General features: G+C 57.3%; 20 protein-coding genes. 12 read left to right on the forward strand and 8 right to left on the reverse strand.

The window, feature by feature from the left end; translation table 11 throughout:
• Positions 1–10 precede the first annotated feature (10 nt).
• Positions 11–652, forward strand: coding sequence for an oxidoreductase (locus FFS64_RS04445; RefSeq protein WP_137804388.1), 642 nt, complete (start codon positions 11–13; stop codon positions 650–652).
• Between the two features lie 47 nt (positions 653–699).
• On the opposite strand, the gene FFS64_RS04450 is transcribed toward FFS64_RS04445, so the two are convergent.
• From FFS64_RS04450 to FFS64_RS04465, 4 genes are all read right to left on the reverse strand, one after another.
• A complete protein-coding gene (locus FFS64_RS04450) occupies positions 700–984 on the reverse strand; it encodes a YceK/YidQ family lipoprotein (protein WP_137804389.1) in 285 nt (94 codons plus the stop codon).
• On the reverse strand, positions 977–1,609 hold the full coding sequence (ubiX, locus tag FFS64_RS04455) for a flavin prenyltransferase UbiX (protein ID WP_095197228.1): 633 nt from the start codon (positions 1,607–1,609) through the stop codon (positions 977–979). The genes FFS64_RS04450 and ubiX overlap by 8 nt, the downstream gene beginning before the upstream one ends.
• Positions 1,606–2,955, reverse strand: coding sequence for a UDP-N-acetylmuramate:L-alanyl-gamma-D-glutamyl-meso-diaminopimelate ligase (gene mpl / locus FFS64_RS04460; RefSeq protein ID WP_137804390.1), 1,350 nt, complete (start codon positions 2,953–2,955; stop codon positions 1,606–1,608). The genes ubiX and mpl overlap by 4 nt, the downstream gene beginning before the upstream one ends.
• 188 nt (positions 2,956–3,143) lie before the next feature.
• Positions 3,144–5,054, reverse strand: a complete 1,911-nt coding sequence (locus FFS64_RS04465; RefSeq protein WP_137804391.1) for a sigma-54-dependent Fis family transcriptional regulator — start codon at positions 5,052–5,054, stop codon at positions 3,144–3,146.
• Positions 5,055–5,353: 299 nt separating this feature from the next.
• On the opposite strand from FFS64_RS04465, the gene FFS64_RS04470 reads away from it, so the two are divergent.
• The 10 genes from FFS64_RS04470 (at position 5,354) to FFS64_RS04515 (ending at position 17,144) form a co-directional block, all read left to right on the forward strand.
• A complete protein-coding gene (locus FFS64_RS04470) occupies positions 5,354–6,874 on the forward strand; it encodes an aldehyde dehydrogenase family protein (protein ID WP_137804392.1) in 1,521 nt (506 codons plus the stop codon).
• A gap of 253 nt (positions 6,875–7,127) precedes the next feature.
• Positions 7,128–8,498: an ethanolamine permease gene (gene eat / locus FFS64_RS04475; RefSeq protein ID WP_137804393.1), complete on the forward strand. Its 1,371-nt coding sequence runs from the start codon at positions 7,128–7,130 to the stop codon at positions 8,496–8,498.
• A gap of 107 nt (positions 8,499–8,605) precedes the next feature.
• A complete protein-coding gene (locus FFS64_RS04480; RefSeq protein ID WP_095197223.1) occupies positions 8,606–10,000 on the forward strand; it encodes an ethanolamine ammonia-lyase subunit EutB in 1,395 nt (464 codons plus the stop codon).
• Between the two features lie 8 nt (positions 10,001–10,008).
• Complete coding sequence (gene eutC, locus FFS64_RS04485) at positions 10,009–10,833, forward strand: ethanolamine ammonia-lyase subunit EutC (protein ID WP_137804394.1); 825 nt, start codon at positions 10,009–10,011, stop codon at positions 10,831–10,833.
• A gap of 114 nt (positions 10,834–10,947) precedes the next feature.
• Positions 10,948–11,409, forward strand: coding sequence for an N-acetyltransferase (locus FFS64_RS04490; protein WP_095197221.1), 462 nt, complete (start codon positions 10,948–10,950; stop codon positions 11,407–11,409).
• A gap of 297 nt (positions 11,410–11,706) precedes the next feature.
• Positions 11,707–12,363 (forward strand): DedA family protein, encoded by a 657-nt coding sequence (locus tag FFS64_RS04495; protein ID WP_095197219.1) that lies wholly within the window; start codon positions 11,707–11,709, stop codon positions 12,361–12,363.
• 6 nt (positions 12,364–12,369) lie between these two features.
• A complete protein-coding gene (locus FFS64_RS04500) occupies positions 12,370–13,182 on the forward strand; it encodes a zinc-dependent peptidase (RefSeq protein ID WP_137804395.1) in 813 nt (270 codons plus the stop codon).
• Between the two features lie 113 nt (positions 13,183–13,295).
• Positions 13,296–13,823: an inorganic diphosphatase gene (gene ppa, locus FFS64_RS04505; RefSeq protein ID WP_007933577.1), complete on the forward strand. Its 528-nt coding sequence runs from the start codon at positions 13,296–13,298 to the stop codon at positions 13,821–13,823.
• A gap of 222 nt (positions 13,824–14,045) precedes the next feature.
• Positions 14,046–14,792 carry a S24 family peptidase gene (locus tag FFS64_RS04510; protein WP_137804396.1) on the forward strand — a complete coding sequence of 249 codons (747 nt, stop codon included), beginning with the start codon at positions 14,046–14,048 and terminating at the stop codon, positions 14,790–14,792.
• A gap of 885 nt (positions 14,793–15,677) precedes the next feature.
• Positions 15,678–17,144: a DUF726 domain-containing protein gene (locus FFS64_RS04515; RefSeq protein ID WP_137804397.1), complete on the forward strand. Its 1,467-nt coding sequence runs from the start codon at positions 15,678–15,680 to the stop codon at positions 17,142–17,144.
• Positions 17,145–17,192: 48 nt separating this feature from the next.
• Here FFS64_RS04515 and FFS64_RS04520 read toward each other — a convergent pair whose 3' ends face one another.
• The 4 genes from FFS64_RS04520 to FFS64_RS04540 all read right to left on the reverse strand — a co-directional run bounded on the left by FFS64_RS04520 (position 17,193) and on the right by FFS64_RS04540 (position 22,170).
• Positions 17,193–18,938 (reverse strand): LeoA/HP0731 family dynamin-like GTPase, encoded by a 1,746-nt coding sequence (locus FFS64_RS04520; RefSeq protein WP_137804398.1) that lies wholly within the window; start codon positions 18,936–18,938, stop codon positions 17,193–17,195.
• Entirely contained in the window at positions 18,925–20,556 is a 1,632-nt protein-coding gene (locus FFS64_RS04525; protein WP_137804399.1) for a GTPase, read from the reverse strand. The genes FFS64_RS04520 and FFS64_RS04525 overlap by 14 nt, the downstream gene beginning before the upstream one ends.
• Before the next feature lie 52 nt (positions 20,557–20,608).
• The gene (locus FFS64_RS04530) at positions 20,609–21,484 is read right to left on the reverse strand and encodes a hypothetical protein (RefSeq protein ID WP_137804400.1); all 876 of its coding nucleotides are present in this window, start codon (positions 21,482–21,484) and stop codon (positions 20,609–20,611) included.
• Positions 21,485–21,912: 428 nt separating this feature from the next.
• Positions 21,913–22,170, reverse strand: coding sequence for a hypothetical protein (locus FFS64_RS04540; protein ID WP_137804402.1), 258 nt, complete (start codon positions 22,168–22,170; stop codon positions 21,913–21,915).
• A gap of 119 nt (positions 22,171–22,289) precedes the next feature.
• On the opposite strand from FFS64_RS04540, the gene FFS64_RS04545 reads away from it, so the two are divergent.
• The gene (locus FFS64_RS04545; RefSeq protein WP_137804403.1) at positions 22,290–23,165 is read left to right on the forward strand and encodes a WYL domain-containing protein; all 876 of its coding nucleotides are present in this window, start codon (positions 22,290–22,292) and stop codon (positions 23,163–23,165) included.
• Positions 23,166–23,250: the final 85 nt, after the last annotated feature.

The raw sequence follows: 23,250 nt of genomic DNA on the forward strand, positions 1-23,250 counted from the left end.
GAGAAACACTATGTACTTGACGCCTCAGCACGTATTGCTTGCCGGAGCCACTGGTTTGACCGGTGAACATTTGCTCGATCGTCTGCTCAATGAGCCAACGATTTCACGGGTACTGGCACCCTCGCGCCGGCCCCTGGCCGAGCACCCTCATCTTGAAAACCCGGTCGGCGACCCGGCGGTGTTTTTGCCGCAATTGAACGGTCGCGTCGACATCGCCTATTGCTGCCTCGGCACCACCATCAAACAAGCTGGCTCGGAGCAGGCATTTCGCGCGGTGGACCTGGACATGGTGGTGGCATTCGCCAAACGTGCGAGGGAGATGGGCGCACGGCACTTGATCGTGATCAGCGCATTGGGGGCCGACCGCAGATCTCCGATTTTCTACAACCGGGTTAAAGGCGAGATGGAGTACGCATTGCGTGCACAGAACTGGCCACAGCTGACCATTTGCCGTCCTTCGCTACTGCTGGGCGAGCGACTTGAACGACGGGCGGCCGAGCAATTCGTCGGACCGTTGTCCCGATTGATCCCTGGCAAGTACCGCGGTATCGAAGCCTGCCAACTGGCCCGTGCCATGTGGCGTCTGGCGCTGGAAGAGCAGGATGGGGTCAGGATTGTCGAGTCGGATGAGCTGAGAAAGCTGGGCAAGTAATCTGCGGACTTGTGGCGAGGGAGCTTGCTCCCTCGCCACAAACGCCCTTACAACCCGCCCGTCGCCTGAAAGCTCACACCCAACACCGTCAACAACGACAACGGCAAGAGCAACGTGTCGAGCAACGCACTGGCCGGCAGATCAACCCCGGGATAACTCGGAGCTTCGGCACCGAAACGATCCTTCGCGCAACAGCCACCCTTCATCGCATACAGATCCAGCCGCGTCCCCGCATACACCACCGGTGCCCCCGGTTTCGCGGCATCCAGCGTACGGGCCGTGGCGCAGCCGGCCAATTGCAACGCCAGCAACATAATCAGCAGCTTATTCATCACTGCTCAGATGGTGCTCACCCCAACGTGGCAGCATGTCCTGGGGAATACCCAGCAGATTGAGAATCCGCGCCACCACGAAATCGATCAGATCGTCTATGGTTTGCGGCTGATGATAGAAGCCCGGCGATGCCGGCAGAATCGTCACGCCCATGTTCGACAACTTGAGCATGTGCTCCAGGTGAATGCTCGAATACGGCGCCTCGCGCGGCACCAGAATCAGCTGACGGCGCTCCTTCAATGTCACGTCGGCAGCACGTTCGATCAGGTTGTTGCAGGCACCGGTCGCGATGGCCGACAGCGTCCCGGTGGAACACGGTACCACCACCATCGCCGCCGGCGCGCCGGAGCCCGATGCCACCGGTGACATCCAGTCTTCCTTGCCATACACGCGGATCTGCCCGGCGGCAGCGCCGGTGTATTCGGTGAGGAAGGCCTGCATCATTTGCGGTTTGGCCGGCAGCGTGACGTCGGTTTCAGTGGCCATCACCAGTTGCGCGGCCTTGGAAATCAGGAAGTGCACTTCGCGGTCTTCGCGCACCAGGCAGTCGAGCAGGCGCAAGCCGTACTGGGCGCCGGAAGCGCCGGTCATCGCCAGCGTGATGCGATCCGGACCATTGCTCATTTGAGCGCCTCGGCGAGTTTACCGTGCAGGCCGCCGAAGCCGCCGTTGCTCATGATCACCACGTGGGTGCCCGGTTGCGCCTGGCTTTTCACGCGTTCGATGATGCCTTCCAGCGAGTCGCTGACAATCGACGGCACCGTGCACAGCGCGGCGGTGGCTGCCAGGTCCCAACCGAGATTGGCCGGTGCGTACCAGATCACCTGATCGGCATCGACCACACTTTCCGGCAAGCCGTCGCGGTGCGCGCCGAGCTTCATGGAGTTGGAGCGCGGTTCGATGATCGCGATCAACGGCGCATCGCCGATACGCTTGCGCAGGCCATCAAGCGTGGTGGCGATGGCAGTCGGGTGATGCGCGAAGTCGTCATAAATGGTGATGCCACGCACCTCCCCGACTTTCTCCATCCGCCGCTTCACGCTTTTGAAAGCACTCAATGCCGCGATGCCCATGGACGGCACCACACCGACATGCCGCGCGGCTGCCAGGGTGGCCAGTGCGTTGGCAACGTTGTGCTGGCCGGTCATGTCCCACTCGACCACGCCCTGGGAAACACCTTCGAACATCACCTCGAAGGCAGAACCATCTTCACTGAGCAACTTGACCTGCCACTGACCGCCAGCACCGGTGGTTTGCACCGGGGTCCAGCAACCCATTTCGATGACACGCTGCAACGCCGGTTCGGTGGTCGGATGAATCACCAGGCCTTCGCTCGGGATGGTCCGCACCAAGTGGTGGAATTGGCGCTCGATGGCGGGCAGGTCCGGAAAGATATCGGCGTGGTCGAATTCCAGGTTGTTCAGGATCGCCGTGCGCGGGCGGTAGTGGACGAACTTGGAGCGCTTGTCGAAAAAGGCGCTGTCGTATTCATCAGCTTCGATCACGAAAAACGGTGTACCGCCCAGACGTGCTGACACCGAGAAGTTCTGGGGCACGCCACCAATCAGGAAGCCCGGGCTCATGCCTGCGTACTCCAGCACCCAGGCAAGCATGCTGCTGGTGGTGGTCTTGCCATGTGTACCGGCAACCGCCAGCACCCAGCGACCTTGCAGTACATGGTCGGCCAGCCATTGCGGGCCGGAGACATAAGGCAGGCCTTTGTTCAGCACATACTCCACCGCCGGGTTGCCGCGCGACATGGCGTTGCCGATCACCACCAGGTCGGGGGCCGGATCGAGTTGGGCCGGGTCGTAGCCTTGGGTCAACTCGATGCCCTGAGCCTCAAGCTGAGTGCTCATGGGCGGGTAGACGTTGGCATCGGAGCCCGTCACGTGATGGCCCAGCTCTTTGGCCAGAACCGCCATCGAACCCATGAAAGTGCCGCAGATACCAAGAATATGAATGTGCATAGTCGACCTCGTAAAACATGGCCGCAGGTTAGCGTAGGGAGGGGAAAATCGCACCTTGTGTTTCTGACTTGGGGACGCCATTCGCGAGCAAGCCCGCTCCCACAGTGGATTGGCAGTGCTCACAAATATTGTCTTCGCTGAAGACCAAATGTGGGAGCGGGCTTGCTCGCGAATGGCCGCGACTCGGTTTAGCGAGCTATCCCGTGCTTGCGCAGCTTTCTATAGAGCGTGTTACGACTGACACCCAGCTGTTCCGCCGTATGCGTCATATGCCAACGCGTCTGCTCCAGCGCATTCAACAACGCCAGCCGCTCGGCATCCTCCAGCGGATGGTCGGACTCTTCAGCTGACTGCGCGACCACCGGTCGTGCCTGTCGGATCATTGCCGGCAAATCCTCCAAACCGATCCGCCCACCGTCACACAGCGCCGCCAATGTGCGCAGTACGTTGCGCAACTGCCGAACGTTGCCCGGCCAGGCAAACCCGAGCAACGCTTCCCTCGCCGGCCGATCAATCAGCACCGCTTCCCCGCCCGCCTCTTCGGCCAGTAAAAAGTCGAGCAACTGCGACTTGTCACTGCGATCGCGCAATGCCGGCAGCGCCACTTCCAGGCCGTTGAGTCGGTAATACAGGTCCTCGCGAAAACTGCCGTCCTGCACCCGCTCCAGCAAGTTACGGTGCGTGGCGCTGATGATCCGCACGTTGATCGCCTCGGGCTCGCCACCGATCGGCACCACCTGACGATCTTCGAGCACCCTCAATAGCCGCGTCTGCAAGGCCAGGGGCATGTCCCCGATTTCGTCGAGGAACAAGGTTCCGCCATCGGCCTGCTGCAACTTGCCGCGCATGCCTTCCTTGCGCGCACCGGTGAAACTGCCACCGCGATAGCCGAACAGTTCGCTCTCGATCAGGCTTTCGGGAATGGCCGCGCAGTTGAGGGCGACGAAGGCTTTCGCAGCCCGTTGGCTGGCCTGATGGACGGCTTTGGCAAAGGCCTCTTTGCCCGACCCGGTTTCACCGTTGATCAGCAGCGGCACATCGCGCTCGTACACACGCAGGGCCTTGCGGAAATCTTCTTGCAATGCAACATCGCCCAGACAGATGCCCGACAGCTGTGCACGCTCTTCAATGACCGGGCTGGGGACCAGCGGCACCGGCACACGGCGCGGTTGGCCGCGCAACACGGCAAACAGGCTGCGCCCGTCGCGGGTACGCAGCGGCCAACTGGCAGTGGCATTGACGCTCGCGCGGCCGAGCAGATCATCGAGTGCACAGTCGAAAAACGCTTCCACCGGCTTGCCCAGCAAACCACCGCGCACATGCCCCAAAAGGTTCAGTGCGCTCTGATTGACCGCGCAGATCCGCCCTTCCCCATCGAACGCCAACAAGCCTTCACTGAACAGCCCGACGGACTCGGCCTGCAGATGAAAACGCAGCAGCCATTGGTTGTCGAAATAACGCAGGAAATAGCAGCTCTCGATCATCTTCGCCGAAAGATTGACCAGGGCCATGGTGTGGAACTGGCTCTGGCGCGATACGTCGTGGCGCGCCGAAGACACATCGAGCACCGCCAGCAGTTCACCATGAGGGTCGAACACCGGGCTCGCCGAGCAGGTCAGGCCGGTATGGCGGCCGCGAAAATGTTCGTCCTGATGGATCGTCAGCGCCTGACGCTCCACCAGGCAGGTGCCGATGCCGTTTGTGCCTTCGCAGGCCTCGCTCCAGTCAGCGCCAAGCCAAAGCCCGGCGCGCTCGAAAATCTTCCGCTCGGCAGGGGCCGTCACGCAGTTGAGGATCACGCCACGCGCGTCGGTCAGCAGCACCGCGTGCCCGGAACCGGAGAGCTGTTGATGCAGACTGGTCATTTCATTGCCGGCAATGTGCAGCACTTGCTGCAGGCGTTCGCGGCTTTCGAGTACGCGTCCATGCTCCAGTACCGTCGGTGCGATGGTCAGGGCCGGATCCAGGTGATAGTCCTCAAGACAGCGCAGCCACGAGCGGGCGATGGACGGATCGCTGCCCGGACCGTGCAGGTGGGTTTTGCCCTGCGTCACGGTCAACACTTGTTGGGCATGGCGACTCAAATGATTGTCGTGCATTTCTTATTGTTCTCCCCGGGGCTCGGCGACCCGTGCATGAGGTGATGCCGAGCATCCTCCAGCCTAGCCTGCAATGCAATGCTGGCAAGACCGGGCAGTCACAAGCTGTGCCATGAACGGTACAAAGTGTCACGGGGCCTGTACCGAAAGCGTCACAGTCGCGGCCCACCTGTCCGACAAAAACCGCTCAAGGCCTTGATTTAATTGAGCTGCAGGGCAGTGGCCCGACCTTTGCTCTACGCTTATACAAGCGCACATGCGCGCCTCCCTATAAGCACAAAAGCAAGGAGAGAACCATCATGCGTTACGCTCACCCCGGTACTGAAGGCGCTATCGTTTCGTTCAAGGCCAAATACGGTAACTACATCGGCGGCGAGTTCGTCGCGCCTGTCAAAGGTCAGTACTTCACCAATACCTCGCCAGTGAATGGCCAACCGATTGCCGAATTCCCCCGTTCCACGGCCGAAGACATCGACAAGGCCCTGGACGCTGCCCACGCGGCGGCCGATGCCTGGGGCGCCACGTCCGCCCAGGCTCGCTCGCTGGTGCTGCTGAAAATCGCCGACCGCATCGAACAAAACCTCGAACTGCTGGCAATCACCGAATCCTGGGACAACGGCAAAGCCGTGCGGGAAACCCTCAACGCCGACATTCCGCTGGCCGCCGACCACTTCCGCTACTTCGCCGGCTGCATCCGCGCCCAGGAAGGCAGCGCTGCCGAAATCGACGGCAACACCGTGGCCTATCACATCCATGAACCTCTGGGCGTGGTCGGGCAGATCATCCCGTGGAACTTCCCGATCCTGATGGCCGCCTGGAAACTTGCCCCGGCCCTGGCTGCCGGTAACTGCGTGGTGCTCAAGCCTGCCGAGCAAACCCCGCTGGGCATTACCGTCCTGGTCGAGCTGATTGGCGATCTGCTGCCGCCTGGCGTGCTGAACATCGTGCAAGGCTTCGGTAAAGAAGCCGGCGAAGCCCTGGCCACCAGCAAGCGCATCGCCAAAATCGCCTTTACCGGCTCGACCCCGGTCGGCTCGCACATCATGAAATGCGCGGCCGAAAACATCATTCCGTCCACCGTGGAGCTGGGTGGCAAATCGCCGAACATTTTCTTTGAAGACATCATGCAAGCCGAACCGTCTTTCATCGAGAAAGCGGCGGAAGGCCTGGTACTGGCATTCTTCAACCAGGGCGAAGTCTGCACCTGCCCTTCCCGCGCACTGGTGCAGGAATCGATCTACGACGACTTCATGAAAGAGGTGATGAAAAAAGTCCTGTCGATCAAGCGCGGCGACCCGCTGGACACTGACACCATGGTCGGCGCCCAGGCATCCGAGCAGCAATTCGACAAAATCCTTTCGTACCTGGAAATCGCCAAGGGCGAAGGCGCCGAGCTGCTGACCGGCGGCAAGGTGGAAAAACTCGAAGGCAATCTGGCAAGCGGGTATTACATCCAGCCGACCCTGCTCAAGGGCACCAACAAAATGCGCGTGTTCCAGGAAGAAATCTTTGGCCCGGTGGTGAGCATCACCACGTTCAAGGACGAAGCCGAAGCCCTGGCCATCGCCAACGACACCGAGTTCGGCCTGGGTGCCGGCCTCTGGACCCGCGACATCAACCGCGCCTACCGCATGGGCCGCGCCATCAAGGCCGGTCGTGTGTGGACCAACTGCTACCACCTGTACCCGGCGCATGCCGCGTTCGGCGGTTACAAAAAGTCCGGTGTCGGCCGTGAAACCCACAAAATGATGCTCGATCACTATCAGCAGACCAAAAACCTGCTGGTGAGCTACGACATCAATCCGCTGGGCTTCTTCTAAAAACCGGGGGCGATGCGGATATTTCTGCGTCGCCCTTTCCACCGCTTTCGCGAGCAAGTCGAATCGTCATACCGCCGCTCCCACATTTGAAATGCACTCCCCTGTGGGAGCGGGCTTGCTCGCGAAGGCGTCCTCAATGACACACCCAACATCGCCTGGCCGCTCTGGCACGGGCTTTGCGTACCCGCATCAAACGCAAATGCAGTTCCCGAAAGTCCAAAAGATCGAACAATAAAAAAGGCAGCGAGGACTTATGACAACTACCACACAGCTCAAACCCACCCTCGGCACCCTGCATTTATGGGGCATTGCCGTCGGCCTGGTGATTTCCGGCGAATACTTTGGCTGGAGTTACGGCTGGGGCACCGCAGGGACCCTGGGTTTCCTCGTCACCGCCTTGATGGTGGCGACGATGTACACCTGTTTCATTTTCAGTTTCACCGAATTGACCACTGCCATTCCCCACGCTGGCGGGCCCTTTGCCTACAGCCGGCGGGCCTTTGGCGAGAAAGGTGGATTGATCGCCGGCATTGCCACGCTGATCGAATTTGTCTTTGCGCCACCGGCAATCGCCATGGCCATCGGCGCCTACCTCAACGTGCAATACCCGGAACTGGACCCGAAAATCGCCGCGGTAGGCGCCTATTTCGTGTTCATGACCCTCAATATTCTCGGGGTCAGCATCGCCGCCACCTTCGAACTGGTGGTCACCGTGCTGGCGGTCGCCGAACTGCTGGTGTTCATGGGTGTGGTGGCGCCGGGCTTCAGCTTCAGTAATTTCGTACTCAACGGTTGGTCAGGTTCCAACGAATTCACAATGGGCTCTATTCCCGGCATTTTCGCCGCCATTCCCTTCGCGATCTGGTTCTTTCTCGCCATTGAAGGCGCGGCCATGGCGGCTGAAGAAGCCAAGGACCCGAAACGTACGATTCCCAAGGCCTATGTCAGCGGCATTCTGACCCTGGTGTTTCTGGCCATTGGTGTGATGGTGATGGCCGGCGGCGTGGGCGACTGGCGTCAACTCTCCAACATCAACGACCCACTGCCCCAGGCCATGAAAGCGGTGGTGGGTAACAATTCGACCTGGATGCACATGCTGGTCTGGATCGGTCTGTTCGGCCTGGTGGCCAGTTTCCACGGGATCATCCTGGGCTATTCACGGCAGTTCTTCGCCCTGGCTCGCGCAGGTTACCTGCCGCGCGGCCTGGCAAAACTCTCGCGTTTCCAGACCCCGCACCGTGCCATTCTGGCGGGTGGCGTGATCGGCATCGCGGCGATCTACAGCGATGGCCTGATCAACCTGCAAGGCATGAGCCTGACCGCAGCGATGATCACCATGTCGGTGTTCGGCGCCATCGTGATGTACATCATCAGCATGCTGAGCCTGTTCAAGCTGCGTAAGACCGAGCCGAACCTGGAACGCACCTTCCGCGCCCCGGGCTATCCAATCGTGCCGGGGATCGCGCTGTTTCTGGCCCTGGTGTGCCTGGTGGCGATGGCCTGGTTCAACACCTTGATCGGCCTGATCTTCCTCGGTTTCATGGTCGCCGGTTACCTGTATTTCCAATTGACCGCCCGGCAACGCTCCGAGGCGCCAGCGGACGCTATGCTCGAAGGTGCATGAGTTGCACCGGCGCCGGGCCGAAAGCCTGGCGCCTGCTTTATTGAAGTGCACACTGTTCCCACAAGAGTTGCCGGTGTATTTGTGTCTTATCAGAATCAGGAGCCCTCATGGCCGTATTTGCCCATTCCGTCGGCGCCCAGACCTATCGCTTCGACAGCCTCAAGGAAGTGATGGCCAAGGCCAGCCCGGCGCGTTCCGGGGATTTTCTGGCCGGTGTCGCCGCCCTTAACGATGGCGAGCGCGTTGCCGCGCAAATGGCGTTGGCCGACATTCCCCTGAGCTACTTCCTGCAGGAAGCACTGATTCCCTACGAAGCCGATGAAGTCACTCGCCTGATCATCGACACCCACGACAAACAGGCCTTCGCGGTCGTCAGCCACCTCACGGTCGGCGGGTTTCGCGATTGGCTGTTGAGCGATGCCGCCGACGAGCAGGTCCTGCGCGCGCTCGCCCCCGGTCTGACCCCGGAAATGGTGGCCGCCGTCTCGAAAATCATGCGCGTGCAGGATCTGGTCCTGGTGGCGCAGAAAGTTCGTGTGGTCACGCAGTTCCGTGGCACCCTCGGTCTGCGCGGCCGCCTGTCCACCCGCCTGCAACCCAACCACCCCACCGACGAACCGGCCGGTATCGCCGCGAGCATTCTCGACGGCCTGCTGCACGGTAACGGCGATGCCATGATCGGTATCAATCCGGCCACCGACAGCATCGCGTCGATCTGCGCCATGCTGGAAATGCTCGACGCGATCATCCAGCGCTACGAGATTCCGACCCAGGCTTGCGTGCTGACCCATGTCACCACCTCGATTGAAGCGGTCAATCGCGGCGTACCACTGGACCTGGTGTTCCAGTCGATCGCCGGCACCGAGGCGGCCAACGCCAGTTTCGGTATCAATCTGAACGTACTCAAGGAAGGTTACGACGCCGGATTGAGCCTCAATCGCGGCACGCTCGGACAAAACCTGATGTATTTCGAAACCGGCCAGGGCAGCGCCCTGTCAGCCAATGCCCACCATGGCGTCGACCAACAGACCTGCGAAACCCGGGCCTACGCCGTCGCGCGACATTTCAACCCATTCCTGGTGAACACCGTCGTAGGCTTCATCGGACCGGAATACCTCTACAACGGCAAACAGATCATTCGCGCCGGCCTCGAAGACCACTTTTGCGGCAAGCTGCTGGGCGTGCCGATGGGCTGCGACATCTGTTACACCAACCATGCCGAGGCCGACCAGGACGACATGGACACCTTGCTGACCCTGCTGAGCGTGGCCGGGATCAACTTCATCATGGGCATTCCCGGCTCCGACGACATCATGCTCAACTACCAGACCACTTCGTTCCACGATGCGCTCTATGCCCGGCAGACGCTGGGGCTCAAACCGGCACCGGAATTCGAACAGTGGCTGGCAAAAATGGGCATCTTTACCCAGGCGGACGGCAAGGTTCTCTTCGGCAACAGCCTGCCACCGGCCTTTCGCCAGGCCCTGGCGCAATTGGGATGAGTGTTGATATGGAAAAACTACCCTTCGATCCGCACAACCCATGGCTGGAACTGAGGCGCCTGACCCCGGCGCGGATTGCCTTGGGCCGTACCGGCACCAGCATGCCCACCCGTGCACAGCTGGACTTTCAATACGCTCATGCCCAGGCGCGGGATGCGGTGCATTTGCCATTCGATCATGGGACTTTGCGCTCGCAATTGGCTGAACGCGGGCATGACAGTGTTTTATTGCATAGCGCGGCGATAGACCGGAACAGTTACTTGCAACGCCCCGATCTGGGGCGAAAGTTGAGCACCGAGTCAGCACAGGCGTTACGCGATTATGCCTCGGCCCATCCAGGGGGCGTCGATCTGGTCATCGTGGTCGCCGATGGTTTGTCAGCATTGGCTGTCCACCGCCATACGCTGCCATTGCTGGCGCGACTGGAAGAACAGATCCGCAATGAAAACTGGTCGGTGGCGCCAGTGGTCCTGGTGGAACAGGGTCGTGTCGCGGTGGCCGACGAAATCGGCGAGCTGCTGGGCGCCAAAATGACGGTGATCCTGATCGGTGAACGCCCTGGCCTCAGCTCGCCAGACAGCCTGGGGTTATATTTCACCTACAATCCAAAGGTCGGCCTGACGGATGCCTACCGCAACTGCATCTCCAACGTGCGCCTTGAAGGCTTGAGTTACGGTATGGCGGCACACCGTTTGCTTTATCTGATGCGCGAAGCCTGTCGGCGGCAGCTATCGGGAGTCAATCTGAAGGACGAAGCGCAGATTCAGACGCTGGAGTCGGACGCTGGAGCGGATATGAAAGGAAATTTCCTGCTAAGCCCGCCGCAAACCTGAATCGCTTCCGCATTGCACTATCGTTCCGATTTCAGGCAGGATCGACGCACGGCCGCCAGGGTTTCCCGTCGCCGTCAAAGCAAGCAAGACAGCCACTTGAAGACGAGACCTACCATGCGGATTATTCAAGCGACCCTCGAACACCTGGATTTGCTGACCCCGTTGTTCGTCAAATATCGCGAGTTTTATGGTTCCCTGCCGTATCCGGACTCGTCCCGGGCGTTTCTCGAGAAACGCCTGCGTCGCAAGGAATCGGTGATCTACCTGGCGCTGTCCGATGAGGACGACAACAAGCTGATGGGGTTTTGTCAGCTGTATCCAAGCTTTTCTTCGCTGTCGCTGAAACGCGTGTGGATCCTCAACGACATCTATGTCGCGGAAGACGCCCGTCGCCAGTTGGTGGCCGATCACTTGATCCGCACCGCGAAGAAAATGGCCAAGGACACCAATGCCGTGCGCATGCGTGTATCCACCAGCAGCAACAACGAAGTCGCGCAGAAAACCTACGAATCCATCGGATTCAAGGAAGACACCGAGTTCAAGAACTACATACTGCCTATCAGCGACGAGCTGTAGGACGACAATTAATAACGCTGTAGGAGCAAGCCTGTTCGCGATGATTGTGGACGATAACGCGTCAAACCAGATACCCAGTCGCGCCATTGGTTATTTTCGCGAGCAATCGAGCCTCGACCGGCTGCTCCTACAGTCGCCCCCCGAAATCCCCGGCTACAATCTCGACGCGCTTTTCACCTCCCAAATCGTATAATGCCGACCTTTCCAGTCTGTAAGAAAAATTACTCCCGTCTGTAGCCTTGCGCGCAGTCATCCGCACAGGCCTGCCGAGTCGGGCCGTCATCACAGGTGCCCTCCATGGATTTCAACCCGCTCGATCTAGTCCTGCATCTCGATGTTTACCTCGATTTGCTGGTCACCAACTACGGGCCATGGATCTACGCCATTCTGTTTATGGTGATTTTTTGTGAAACCGGCCTGGTGGTCATGCCCTTCCTGCCGGGTGACTCGCTGTTGTTCATCGCTGGCGCCGTAGCGGCCGGCGGCGGCATGGACCCTGTACTGCTCGGCGGTTTACTGATGCTCGCGGCGATTCTCGGCGACAGCACCAACTACATCATTGGACGCACGGCCGGCGAGCGATTGTTCAGTAATCCGAACTCGAAGATCTTCCGTCGCGACTACTTGCAACAAACCCACGATTTCTATGACAAGCACGGTGGTAAAACCGTGACCCTGGCGCGTTTCCTGCCGATCATCCGCACCTTTGCCCCCTTCGTCGCGGGCGTCGCCAAAATGCCTTACCCACGTTTTTTCGCCTTCAGCGTGCTGGGCACGATTCTTTGGGTCGGTGGCCTGGTTACCCTCGGCTTCTTCTTCGGTAACGTACCGTTTATCAAATCCAACCTGTCGTTGCTGGTGGTCGGAATCATCCTGCTATCGCTGGTGCCGATGATCATCGGCGTGATCCGCAGCCGCTTCGGCAATGCTGCGTCAAAAGCCCATCCGCGCTGATTCACGATGTGGTCCCTGAGCGCCTGGCGTCGCCGGCGCATCCTGGCCCGGCACCCGATTGCCGACGACATGTGGCAACGGGTGCGCCATCACCTGAGTTTTCTTGACGGCATCAGCGCCGCCGAAGACCAGTGGCTGCGCGAGGCCTGCGTGATATTCCTGCAAGACAAACATCTGACCGCGCTGCCCGGTGTCGAACTGCATCAGGAGCAACGCCTGCTGCTTGCCGCCCAGGCCCAACTCCCGCTGCTGCACCTGGGCGACCTGAACTGGTATCAGGGTTTTCACGAGATCATTCTCTACCCCGACGACTTTCTCAGTCCTCAGCGTCATCGTGATGCCAGCGGTGTCGAGCACGAATGGGACGGCGAACACAGCGGCGAAGCCTGGCAGCAAGGGCCGGTCATCCTCGCGTGGCCCGGCGTCATGGCCAGCGGCGGCTGGGAAGGCTACAACCTGGTGATCCACGAGCTGGCACACAAACTCGACATGCTCAACGGCAACGCCAACGGCTTACCGCCGCTGCACGCCGACATGCGGGTCAGCGAGTGGGCCAAGGTCATGCAAGAGGCCTACGACGACCTAGACCGGCAACTGGAGCGCAATCCGGGCGCCGAAACCGCCATCGATCCGTATGCCGCCGAAAATCCCGCCGAGTTCTTTGCCGTCACCAGCGAATATTTTTTCAGCGCCCCGGATTTGCTGCACGAGGCTTATCCACAGGTGTATGCGCAGCTGAAGCTTTTCTACCGGCAAGATCCACTGGGCCGACTGAGGCAACTTCAGACCACGAACCCTGTCTATCAGGCACACGACTAAGGTCTACACGATCTCTGGTACGTGGCGTCGACCCAGGAATATGCCTATAATCGCCGCCACTTTTTGGTCAATCCGGCCAAGTGTTTTTGGTCAACTAACGGGGGCAACGCCCAATGAGCTACAGCAAGATTCCGGCTGGCAAAGACCTGCCGAACGACATCTATGTCGCGATCGAGATCCCGGCCAACCACGCGCCGATCAAATACGAAATCGACAAAGACAGCGATTGCCTGTTCGTTGACCGTTTCATGGCCACCCCAATGTTCTACCCGGCCAACTACGGTTACATCCCGAACACCCTGGCTGACGACGGTGATCCTCTGGACGTGCTGGTCGTGACCCCTTACCCGGTTGCTCCAGGTTCCGTGATCCGCGCTCGTCCGGTCGGCATCCTGAACATGACCGACGACGGCGGCGGCGATGCCAAAGTCATCGCTGTTCCACACGACAAGCTGTCCCAGCTGTACGTGGACGTGAAGGAATACACCGATCTGCCAGCCCTGCTGATTCAGCAGATCGAGCACTTCTTCGCGAACTACAAAGATCTCGAAAAAGGCAAATGGGTGAAGATCGAAGGCTGGGACGGCGCAGACGCCGCCCGCGCTGCGATCACCAAGTCGGTTGCTGCCTACAAAGGTTAAGAGCGGCTTCCAGCTTCACGCCTCAAGAAAAACCCCGGTGATCCGGGGTTTTTTGTGGGCGCTTGAAAAGCACCACTTAAACGGTTCGTTTAAAACGACTTCCCTTGGTGTTTTTTTGTTTAATTTTCCTCAAGAACGTCTTACATCCGGTCGTAAATTTCCCTCGAAATTTGAACAGCTCGTTTATTCAAAGCCTTATGCCGCGCCAGTAGACTCGTGTTTATGAAAAAGAACACTAGCGGCCCTCGCTTCAAAGCACTCCTTGGATTAGCCAACATCACGACAACCGGGTTTGCCGAATTCCTGAACACGGCCCCGCAAAATGTCCATAACTGGTACACCCGCGGTGTGCCCGCCCACTGCATGGAAGAAGTCGCCAGAAAGCTGTCCGTCAACAGTGAATGGCTGAAAACAGGCGATGGCCCGAAAGACGCCACGCACCTGCGCCTGCACGACGACTCCGGCAATACCTTCGACGCACAGGCCATTCGCGGCGTCTACACGGTTATCGAGCCCACCGACGTCGAACTCCCCCTCTACAAGGAAACCCCCACAGCCCCTGGCTCCAGCAAAACCCACGTCGTCGAAGACCCCGACCAAAGCATCCGACTACCCCGCAGCCACCTCGACTCCCTGGAAATCAACCACGTCGATGCGATCTGCATCCACATGATTGGCAACAGCATGGCCGAACGCATAGAAGACGGCTCGACCCTGGCCATCGACCGCGGCCTGACGCAGATTGTGGATGGCGAGATCTATGCCATCGAACACGACGGCATGCTGCGAATCAGATACCTGCACCGAATGCCGGGAAACTCGCTGCGAATGCGCAGCCATAACCGCGCAGAGCATCCCGATGAAATCTTCAGGCCCGCGCAAATCGAAGAGCAGAACATCAGGGTACTGGGCTGGGTGTTTTGGTGGTCGACACTAAACAAACGCAGACCACCGGTGCCGTTTCTGTGATGCTGAGCAGCAAGCCACGCGTTGTAGGAGCGAGGCTTGCCCGCGAATGCGATGGAACATTCACCGGACAATGCCAATCCTATTGTCAGACCTGAGCAATCCCAACGCTCTAATCCGCATACCAAGCTGGGAATTCCCCAAAAAAATCAGTATGCTGCGCCCCACATTTGCGCATCGACCCTTTCTTGAGGCTCAGATCGCACCGACAAGGCAGATGACTTTCTCGCCAAGTCCCACAGCCGGACGCAAGATCCGGGTGTACGTTTTGAAGGCTGGCGCGGTTTACCAAAAATGAACCAAGCCAGTCCCCGAGAAGCCGGCCACAAGCCGGCTTTTTAATGTCCGAAATAAAGTAGACCCTGTAGTGGTCAACTAATCCCGGACACGATGTAAAGTTTTTCCTCGGCCTGAGTTCACGTCGATCACCGCTAATTTTTTTGGGGCTACTGCCTATTGGATTGTCCTGGGCACGATGAACCAATGCTCAGCTTGAGCTGGCCGCGCTTACAAGAGAGGCTTTGAGGGACACTGCCGATAGTTCGGAGCGCGAGATGCCATCCTTGGAAAACAGCGGTCTACCTGAAATTTGATGGTTGTCACAATATCCAGCACATAGAGCACGATAAAGGCAAAGTGCCTTGACCCGTGACAAATCCCCATTTCCTCGACGATTGGTCAGTAAATCTCCCAGCACTCATTAGAACGGTTGGTCTTAGATTGTCTTTTCCCTCTAAAAGCTTGCTCGTTCATCTCCACAAAAATGTTTCAGTCGGCCACTTACGGATGGACATCTCGCCCTTCCCGCCTGTTTAGCAAATCCGTTTACACGCAATGAGCACAATGCCATCATCCTTTGATACCTTACAGCCCATACAAGGACGTTGAGTGAGCACTCAGTTCAAATTCCTGACTCTTCCCCAGCGCTCGGGAACCGTGGCAAATGTATTCATCCACGGCTACTCCGCCGGCCACGATATGGAAGATCGTTGTACGCTAAGCAAATACATTCCTTCGTCTTTGCACAACTGCATCAACATCTTTGCCTTTTGGCCATCGGGTCATTGGAGCCAGTTCGACGAATTGTCCAGCAAAGCCATTCTGGCGGCCGGCCGATTCCACCTACTTGCCGGCGCTGGTGCCGCAGCCGCCGACCGCGCTCTTCATTTCAACACCAGTCGCAAACGCGCAACCGATATGGGCAAGACGCTGCTCAGGCAACTCGAAGCCTACATCCTCAAGCATCACCCCTATGTGGAAAGCGTCAACCTGGTCGGGCATTCGCTCGGTGGGCGTGTGGTAGTCAGCGCACTGCGCGAATTGCTAAGTAACCCGGCTCATGACGGCTTGGAAGTCGGTGACGTGCTGTTGATGGCTGCCGCCGTTGAACTCTCGGGGGATGAGGCTTGCGCAATCGGCAAACGCATCAATGGCAAACTGTTCAATGCATTTTCCAGTTCCGACAAAATCCTGCTATTGAACGTTGGCGAAACCAGTGCAGGTCGCAACCGGGTTGATCATTGCAAGAACATCGAGATGCTGGGATTTGACCATACGGACTATTGGCCGCGCCTGGAGAAAGTGTTGCGGGCATCCTGTTTCCATGGCTATCAAAGCGGTTTGCCAGCGTCAACTCAGGCGCAGCCAATCGTTAAGAATCCCGACCCCGTGGTAAGCGACCATTTGCTTTATGACCTGCTCGAACTGACCAGCGATCGCGTCCGCAGCCAAGTCACCAAGCACCTGCGCTCCAGCAGCTGGTCAAGCCTTGAAACGGACAATTCGTTGTACCCGCTGACCAAGGAACTCCAACTGCTGGGCGGGCATTGCCTGGTCAATCTGGCTCGAGGTCGAGGGCTCAAGTATGTGCAGATCCTGCTTATGCTCGCCGAGCATTATGAGCTGGTGAATGAGTCGCACCAATGTGCGCAAGTGATCGAACTTGAGGCGCTGCTGGTCAGCCAGTTCTTCAAGTCATCCTTTGGCGAGAAACACGTGTTTGCTTCGAATATGGAGATCGTGCGGCAAGTTGGCGCCATGCCCGAGACAGGCTATTTCGAACAGGTGGATGCCTTGGCAGCCAACCTGACAGTGACGTCCTACTTCTCCACATCCGAAGCGCCTGCTCCGGTGTATCGGGAGAAAGGCTCAGTGCCGCCCAATACAAACAAAGAACTGGCGTTGGCGTCCGCATCGATACTGCCCTCGTTTGGCGCACTGATATCAACCGGGCGTATCAAGGCAGCGGTCACCAACTTAAAAAGCGCGGTCAAACCCGGCTACTCAGCATTGATTCCAGCTGTCGCTATTCTCTTCTATGCGCGTCTGAAGCTAAATAACGAAGGGCTGCTCTAAAGCACACGCAGGTAGGCTTGGCCAGCAACGCTGGCCAAGCGCACGCGATCAGACCACCCGATATTCCCCTTCAATCACCGCTTGCGCACCAAACGCCTGGCTCAAGTGTGTCTCCAGCTCCGCCAGTTGCGTTTGACGGTTACGCAGGTTACCCAAGCTTTCTTCTTGCTCGATCAGGATCTTCTCAAACGCCTTGATCTGCGGCGCGAAAATCTCCATCACTTTATCGTGATCTTTCAGCAGCTTCATTGGTTCGGCAAAATGGCTCTTGACCACTTCGGCGAGATCATTCTGCAGCTGTTTGAGTTCCGTCTCCGCACGCTGCTGCTGGGCAACGCTGATGACGTCGGTAAGCACCTGGATACCCGCGCCGATGGGCCCGGCCCAGCGGCTGATATTGGCCGCCAGTTTGGTGGCTTCCCAAGGCTTGAACTTGTAGACGTAGCCGGTGAGGTTTTTCAAGGTCTCTCGGGCCAGGAATACGCCGTTCTTGATACTTTCGACGGGAATTTTCGACACCGCACTCAACGCCCTGCTTGAGGCCGACAATGCAGAAGCAGTGATGCTGTCAGCAAAGTCAGACGAAGAGTCCAGTTGATGCTCGATGCTGGCGCTAATGCCATTCATGATGGTTGAGGACTGGTTGAACGCCGTGCTGAACAGATAGTCGATACGAAAACGCAACTTCTCGCCGATGTCGTTGTTGGTGAACCCGATTTCCGCCTCAAGGAAGGCATGAACCTGGTCGCGGGGCAAGGTGCGAATGCTGTTGAGCAGGTCTTTTTCCAGGTTGGTGAGTTCCTGGTAGAGATTACCGACGGTAGCAAGAATCTTGCGCTTGCCTTCGTCTATGTCTTCCTGGATGCGCGCCGAGTCGCGGCGCTGGTTAGCCGCAAGAAGCTCGAACTTGATCAATTCATCCTTGGCCACGGCGATCTTCTTGCCCAGCACGTCGCGCACGACATCAATACCGGTCTTCTTGATCAGGGTTTCGCGACCACTACCATCGAGCACCTGTTGGGTGACCTGTTTGAGCTCGCTGATGCGCGAACGCTGGTCATACAAATCCTTTTGCTCAAGCCAGAATTCCAGCCCGCGGCTGTTGGGGTTGGAGGCTACGCAAACAACATTGATCACTTCGCGTTCGGCCGGTGTCAGGTCAACAAAGCGCTGCAGTTTGTCCAGCAGGTTGTTCTTCTTGATCGTGCTTTGTTGCTCGAACTCTTCGGCGTCGCGCAGGTCGGCCACTTCATCCATCTTATTGATAACAAAGATGGTCGAGCTGAGCTTGTTGAGATCGCGCAGCACCCAGCGAACGATGTCCTGATGGCTTTCCTTGAGCGGGTTGGTAGCGTCGACAACGTAGAAGATCAGATGCGCTTCGGAAATGTAGTTCTTGGTGATATCGCCGTACTGAACCAGGGCGCCGTTTTCGGCGGTTTTTTCCTTGTCACCGAAAAGACCGGGAGTATCGACGATTTCACAGCGGTCCTGAAGGTTGTCAGGCCGGTAGATCGCCAATGCGTCCGAGGACTCGTTGGTGTCGATCTTCATGTCCTTCATCACCTGGCCCAGCCAGCCGGCAACCACACTAGTTTTGCCATCGGAGAACGCGCCGAGCAGGGCGATACGCAACGCATCAGCCTGAACATCACTAATAGCCTTTTTGATTTTGTCGATGTCCTGGGTCACGTCCAGCCCAAGCTTTTCAAGCGCACCCACCAGGTTCTGGAGGTTGTCCAGTGCCTTGACGACCTCGGTCTTGCTGGCGTTGAACTGCTTAAATTGTTCCATAGGGTTTGGCTTCCACTTGTTTTTTCAGCGCCTGGATAGAGGCAATCTTTTCATCGAACAACTTAGTGACGTCGGCCATTTTGTCGCGCTCGCCTTCCAACTGGCTCAGGGTCGAGTTCTCAATCTGCTCTTTGATTTTCGCCAGCATGACCAGAGTGTCCTGCTCGAACGACTTCTCGCTGGCAACGCGTTCTTTCTTGATAGCCTCGGTGACATTGGCTTGCGCCTCAGCGATCTTTTTGTTGCGCCCGCCGAAGAGGTAGCTCAACCCCGCGGCAAGTAGTCCAACTACGCCGCCGATAACCGCGCCGATAATGTTACCCACCCCCGGAATGACCGACCCGATCGCGAAACCACTCATGGCATATCCACCAACACTCAGCAACAAGCCACCGACATCGGAAAAATTGAAGCTGATTGCATCCATAGCACTGGAAAGCGAGAGAGAATTGCTGGCCGCTGCACTCAAGCGCTGTTGAAAATTGACCCGCTCGGCGTTTTCTTGCAGTCGCTTGAGCGCCCGTTCAATACTTTGCGACAGTTGCTCAAGCAATTGTTCCTGGCTCGCTGCCAGGTTTTTGGCGAGCTTCTCTTGGCCAGTACTGACGTGCTCCTGGATCACTCGTTCAACATCATCTTTATCACTGAAGTGCTCTTCGATAGCCGCCCGTGCCGCACTGCTCAGTTCATTGAAAAAGATACCAAGGGCGTTGCTGCGCTGTTTGGTGAAACTGTTTTTCAGTTCCTCAAAACTGAGCCGAATGGCTTTCTGACACTCCAGAATCTCCGCGCCAATCTTGTCGGAAAACGCCTGATGTTCGTCCCGCTGCTTCTTCAGATCATTGACGGTGTCTTGTAGCAGGCGCAGTACTTTGCGCTTGTTGCTTTCGACGATGTCGATTTCGAAGTTGGCGCAGCCACTACCAATGACCTGATGCAACTGGTCCAGTTGGCTGAAGCTGCGCATGGCTTGCTGGCTGACAAAGTCCTGTTTGTAGGCACGTTGCGACTTCAGCAGGTCAACCCGGCCGGGGTGAATACTGGTCAGACCTCGCTCGTCGAACGCCACACCGGTAAAGCCCAGCAACCCTTGCAGGCTTTGGCAACCACTAACCAGTTCGGCACCGAGAATATCTTCCAGCACTTCACGGGTCTGATCGCGAATGGCGCTCGCGTCTTTATGGGTTCGATCAAGCGATTCGCGGTCCTTGTCGAACTCGTAGGAGTCCGCCTTGCCGCGCAGGTTGCAGATGGCATAAACCCTGGCATCACGGTTGAGGTAATGCTTTATCTTCTGCGCGGTCTCAGCCTCCGGTTTCTTGTTGGTGCCGTTTACATAAAACACCAGGTGGGCCTTGGCGATGGCAGCCTGGACCATCGTTTCATACTTGGATTCGTTACCCTCGATACCGGGAACATCGATCAGTTGAAAGCTCTTGCCCAGATGACTGAATTCGTAGATCACATTGTCCTGGGTGAAGTCCGCCTGGCCGGTGCCGACAATTTCACCATCGACTTGTCCTGAGCAGCGCTGCAGGCGCTCCAGTTCTTTCTGTTGTTTCAGCAGGGTTGGCAGCCTGTCGCTGACCAACTCACTCAAGGAATGTTGTTCGCGCATAGGTGAGTCCGTTCGACTAAAGAGAGATTAGTGCTGGGCGAAAAACCTTGGCTCACAGCAACTGGGCATAGCCTAGAGCTCCCGCGATGACACCGATCGTGGTTCCCACTATCAGCCCGAGCACCCATTTCATCTTCGCCCGCTGATCCAGCGAGATGCGCATCGCCTCGCCCTCACGCTGGCACTCTATCAATTGCGATTGGCAAGCTTGCAGCTGAGCGCCCTGCTCCGTCAGCTGCTGCTGACTATGCTGAAAGTCGCTGCGCACACTTTGCAGCTGCAATCCGACCTGCTGCAATTCACCCTGCACCTGGCTGAGATTTTTTTGGCTTTCAACCAGGCGAGATTCCGTACCCTGAAGCGACTGGCGAGCGGAATCCAGTTCACTCAAGGTATGGCTCAAGCGTTCCTTGCAATAGCTGTATTCCTGCTGAGTGTTTTCCAGCTTCTGCCGGGTGCTTTGCAGATCGCGCTGGGTCTGGTTGACCAGAGCCCCGATGTCATCGCCCAATGCCGCAATGTCCTCGCAGAAGCTGACATAACGGGTGCTGAGCTCGTCGATAAGCTCATCGCTTTTCTTCGAAAACACCGCTTGGATATCGCTAACAGTGGCCTGGTTTTTTTTGATAAGTGCCTGGCGCTTCTTTTCTTCAAACAGAATACGCAGGCTTTCGATGATCGTACTTTTCCCAGCATTGGTTTCGCCGAAAAAGGCAATGGTGAAGTTATCCCATTCGGCATGCTTCTCAAGATAAGAAATCTCGCTGTCAAAACGGGACTTTATTTCGCCGAGCTTATCCTTGACGTTGGCAAGATGCGCATTTCCCTTGTCATTACTCACATCCAGTCTGGAGACATCATCCAGTGCCGTGGCGATATCACTTGCCACCCTAGCGTACAGTTTGGAGAAATCCTGAGCCTTACTCATACCGTTCCTTATTAGTTCCCAACTGCACCGAATACCAAGTGGCTAAATTGCATTTTGCCACTATGGCTGTCAAGTTCATCGGCGGCATACTTCACAATCAGAACCGACGTCGCGCCAGAAACTCTGCTATCGCGCTCTCAAACCAACCTGCAGCCCGCATTTTCAGCGCTTTGCTCCCACAATTCGGACACTGGTCAAACCACTCCCCCGGCCTTAAGGCGTCACTGCGCGGCGCTACTGTTTTCGTCCACTTGCACTCTTCACATACATATGTGAAGGGCCTCGGTTTCATTGGCATTTCTGCTCTCCTGAGTAATTATTCATATCTGCTGCCATCGGCCTCTCAACTATCGGGATAGGCCTGTTCGATCTGCTGATCGAACTCCCGTCATACCCACAATACGATCCATTTAGGTCTGCTCGTACCCCTATTCCTGAGCCGGGATTAACTCCTGCAAAATCACGAGCTTTCTTTGCAGCTGCTCGATGTGCGCTTTCTCAGCGCGCAGCGCCGAGCGCAGTTCCCGATTCTCCATCTCCCAGATCCGTGCCCAGTTCGCGCTCTTTCGACAAACAAGGGCCATTTTCCAGAGTTCACGCAACCTCAGGTACTGCGCCAGAAGAATCAGCAAAATTAATCCCATGATCGACAACGCCCCTGTCGAAATCATTTCCGACGTACTCATATACACTTCCTTTCGCGAGTTCGATTTGCCTTAAAGACAGACACACGATATGTAGTGATTTACGACAGGTCTAGAATGTAGACTTATACAGGTAAACAAAACGAACACATGGAGAGGGCATGAAACGCAAGCAATCCATTGAGCAGGTTCGCTGGGATCTGGCACTTCGCTATCGCTTGATTGAGACCGTTGCCTGGTGGGAAGGCCGGCTGACCACGGGACACCTGATCCAGAGCTTCGGCATCAGCCGGCAGCAGGCGTCGAAGGACATCAATACCTACATCACCGAACATGCGCCCAAAAACCTTACATATGACAAACAATTAAAGGGCTACGTACCGAGCAAGGCATTCAAACCGCTGTTCATTGACGACAGCGCCAGTGCTTATCTGCATCTGCTGTATCAAAACAACGCCCGTGCGCCACATGTCGAAGGCTTGGCGCTGGCCTATGCCCACACCAAGGTACTTGAAGTACCGGATCGCTCAATCAAGGCTGAGGTTCTACGCCCGCTGCTCAAGGCTTGTCGCGACCATCTGCGACTGGACATCGACTACGTATCACTCAACAGCCCGGAACCAGAAGGTCGCACAATCGCACCGCATACATTGGTCTACACCGGCATGCGCTGGCACGTACGCGCCTATTGTGAGAAGAACCGCGAGTACCGCGACTTCGTTCTGAGCAGGCTACGTGGCGTGCCCGACTTCAGGAGTGAGTCGACCGACAATGGCATTGACGGGGATGATGTCTGGAACACCGAGGTGGCAATCATCATCAAGCCCGACGAGCGCCTGGATAAAGCACAGAGGGCGATCATTGAAATCGACTTCGGCATGGCAGAGGGTCAACTGATTGTCCCAAGTCGCAGAGCACTGGTGAAGTATGTTTTGCAACGCTTTCAAATCGATCCCAAGAATCTGAACCCGAATCCTGAAGCACAGCAGATTGTGGTCGCCAATTTAAGAGAGCTGAAACCATGGCTCTATGATTGATACATCCGGACATCCTTTTTGAGCCAGCTTTGATGTTGCGCACAACATTTACTCCAGCACACATCAAAGCGAAACTCGATCAGGC

It is taken from the genome of Pseudomonas sp. G(2018) (assembly GCF_005502415.1).
Taxonomy (GTDB): Bacteria; Pseudomonadota; Gammaproteobacteria; order Pseudomonadales; family Pseudomonadaceae; genus Aquipseudomonas.

Coding starts and splice junctions, on each gene's coding strand:
- FFS64_RS04445 (WP_137804388.1), top strand. CDS start 11: ATGTACTTGACGCCTCAGCACGTATTGCTTGCCGGAGCCACTGGTTTG.
- FFS64_RS04450 (WP_137804389.1), bottom strand. CDS start 984: ATGAATAAGCTGCTGATTATGTTGCTGGCGTTGCAATTGGCCGGCTGC.
- ubiX (WP_095197228.1), bottom strand. CDS start 1,609: ATGAGCAATGGTCCGGATCGCATCACGCTGGCGATGACCGGCGCTTCC.
- mpl (WP_137804390.1), bottom strand. CDS start 2,955: ATGCACATTCATATTCTTGGTATCTGCGGCACTTTCATGGGTTCGATG.
- FFS64_RS04465 (WP_137804391.1), bottom strand. CDS start 5,054: ATGCACGACAATCATTTGAGTCGCCATGCCCAACAAGTGTTGACCGTG.
- FFS64_RS04470 (WP_137804392.1), top strand. CDS start 5,354: ATGCGTTACGCTCACCCCGGTACTGAAGGCGCTATCGTTTCGTTCAAG.
- eat (WP_137804393.1), top strand. CDS start 7,128: ATGACAACTACCACACAGCTCAAACCCACCCTCGGCACCCTGCATTTA.
- FFS64_RS04480 (WP_095197223.1), top strand. CDS start 8,606: ATGGCCGTATTTGCCCATTCCGTCGGCGCCCAGACCTATCGCTTCGAC.
- eutC (WP_137804394.1), top strand. CDS start 10,009: ATGGAAAAACTACCCTTCGATCCGCACAACCCATGGCTGGAACTGAGG.
- FFS64_RS04490 (WP_095197221.1), top strand. CDS start 10,948: ATGCGGATTATTCAAGCGACCCTCGAACACCTGGATTTGCTGACCCCG.
- FFS64_RS04495 (WP_095197219.1), top strand. CDS start 11,707: ATGGATTTCAACCCGCTCGATCTAGTCCTGCATCTCGATGTTTACCTC.
- FFS64_RS04500 (WP_137804395.1), top strand. CDS start 12,370: ATGTGGTCCCTGAGCGCCTGGCGTCGCCGGCGCATCCTGGCCCGGCAC.
- ppa (WP_007933577.1), top strand. CDS start 13,296: ATGAGCTACAGCAAGATTCCGGCTGGCAAAGACCTGCCGAACGACATC.
- FFS64_RS04510 (WP_137804396.1), top strand. CDS start 14,046: ATGAAAAAGAACACTAGCGGCCCTCGCTTCAAAGCACTCCTTGGATTA.
- FFS64_RS04520 (WP_137804398.1), bottom strand. CDS start 18,938: ATGGAACAATTTAAGCAGTTCAACGCCAGCAAGACCGAGGTCGTCAAG.
- FFS64_RS04525 (WP_137804399.1), bottom strand. CDS start 20,556: ATGCGCGAACAACATTCCTTGAGTGAGTTGGTCAGCGACAGGCTGCCA.
- FFS64_RS04530 (WP_137804400.1), bottom strand. CDS start 21,484: ATGAGTAAGGCTCAGGATTTCTCCAAACTGTACGCTAGGGTGGCAAGT.
- FFS64_RS04540 (WP_137804402.1), bottom strand. CDS start 22,170: ATGAGTACGTCGGAAATGATTTCGACAGGGGCGTTGTCGATCATGGGA.
- FFS64_RS04545 (WP_137804403.1), top strand. CDS start 22,290: ATGAAACGCAAGCAATCCATTGAGCAGGTTCGCTGGGATCTGGCACTT.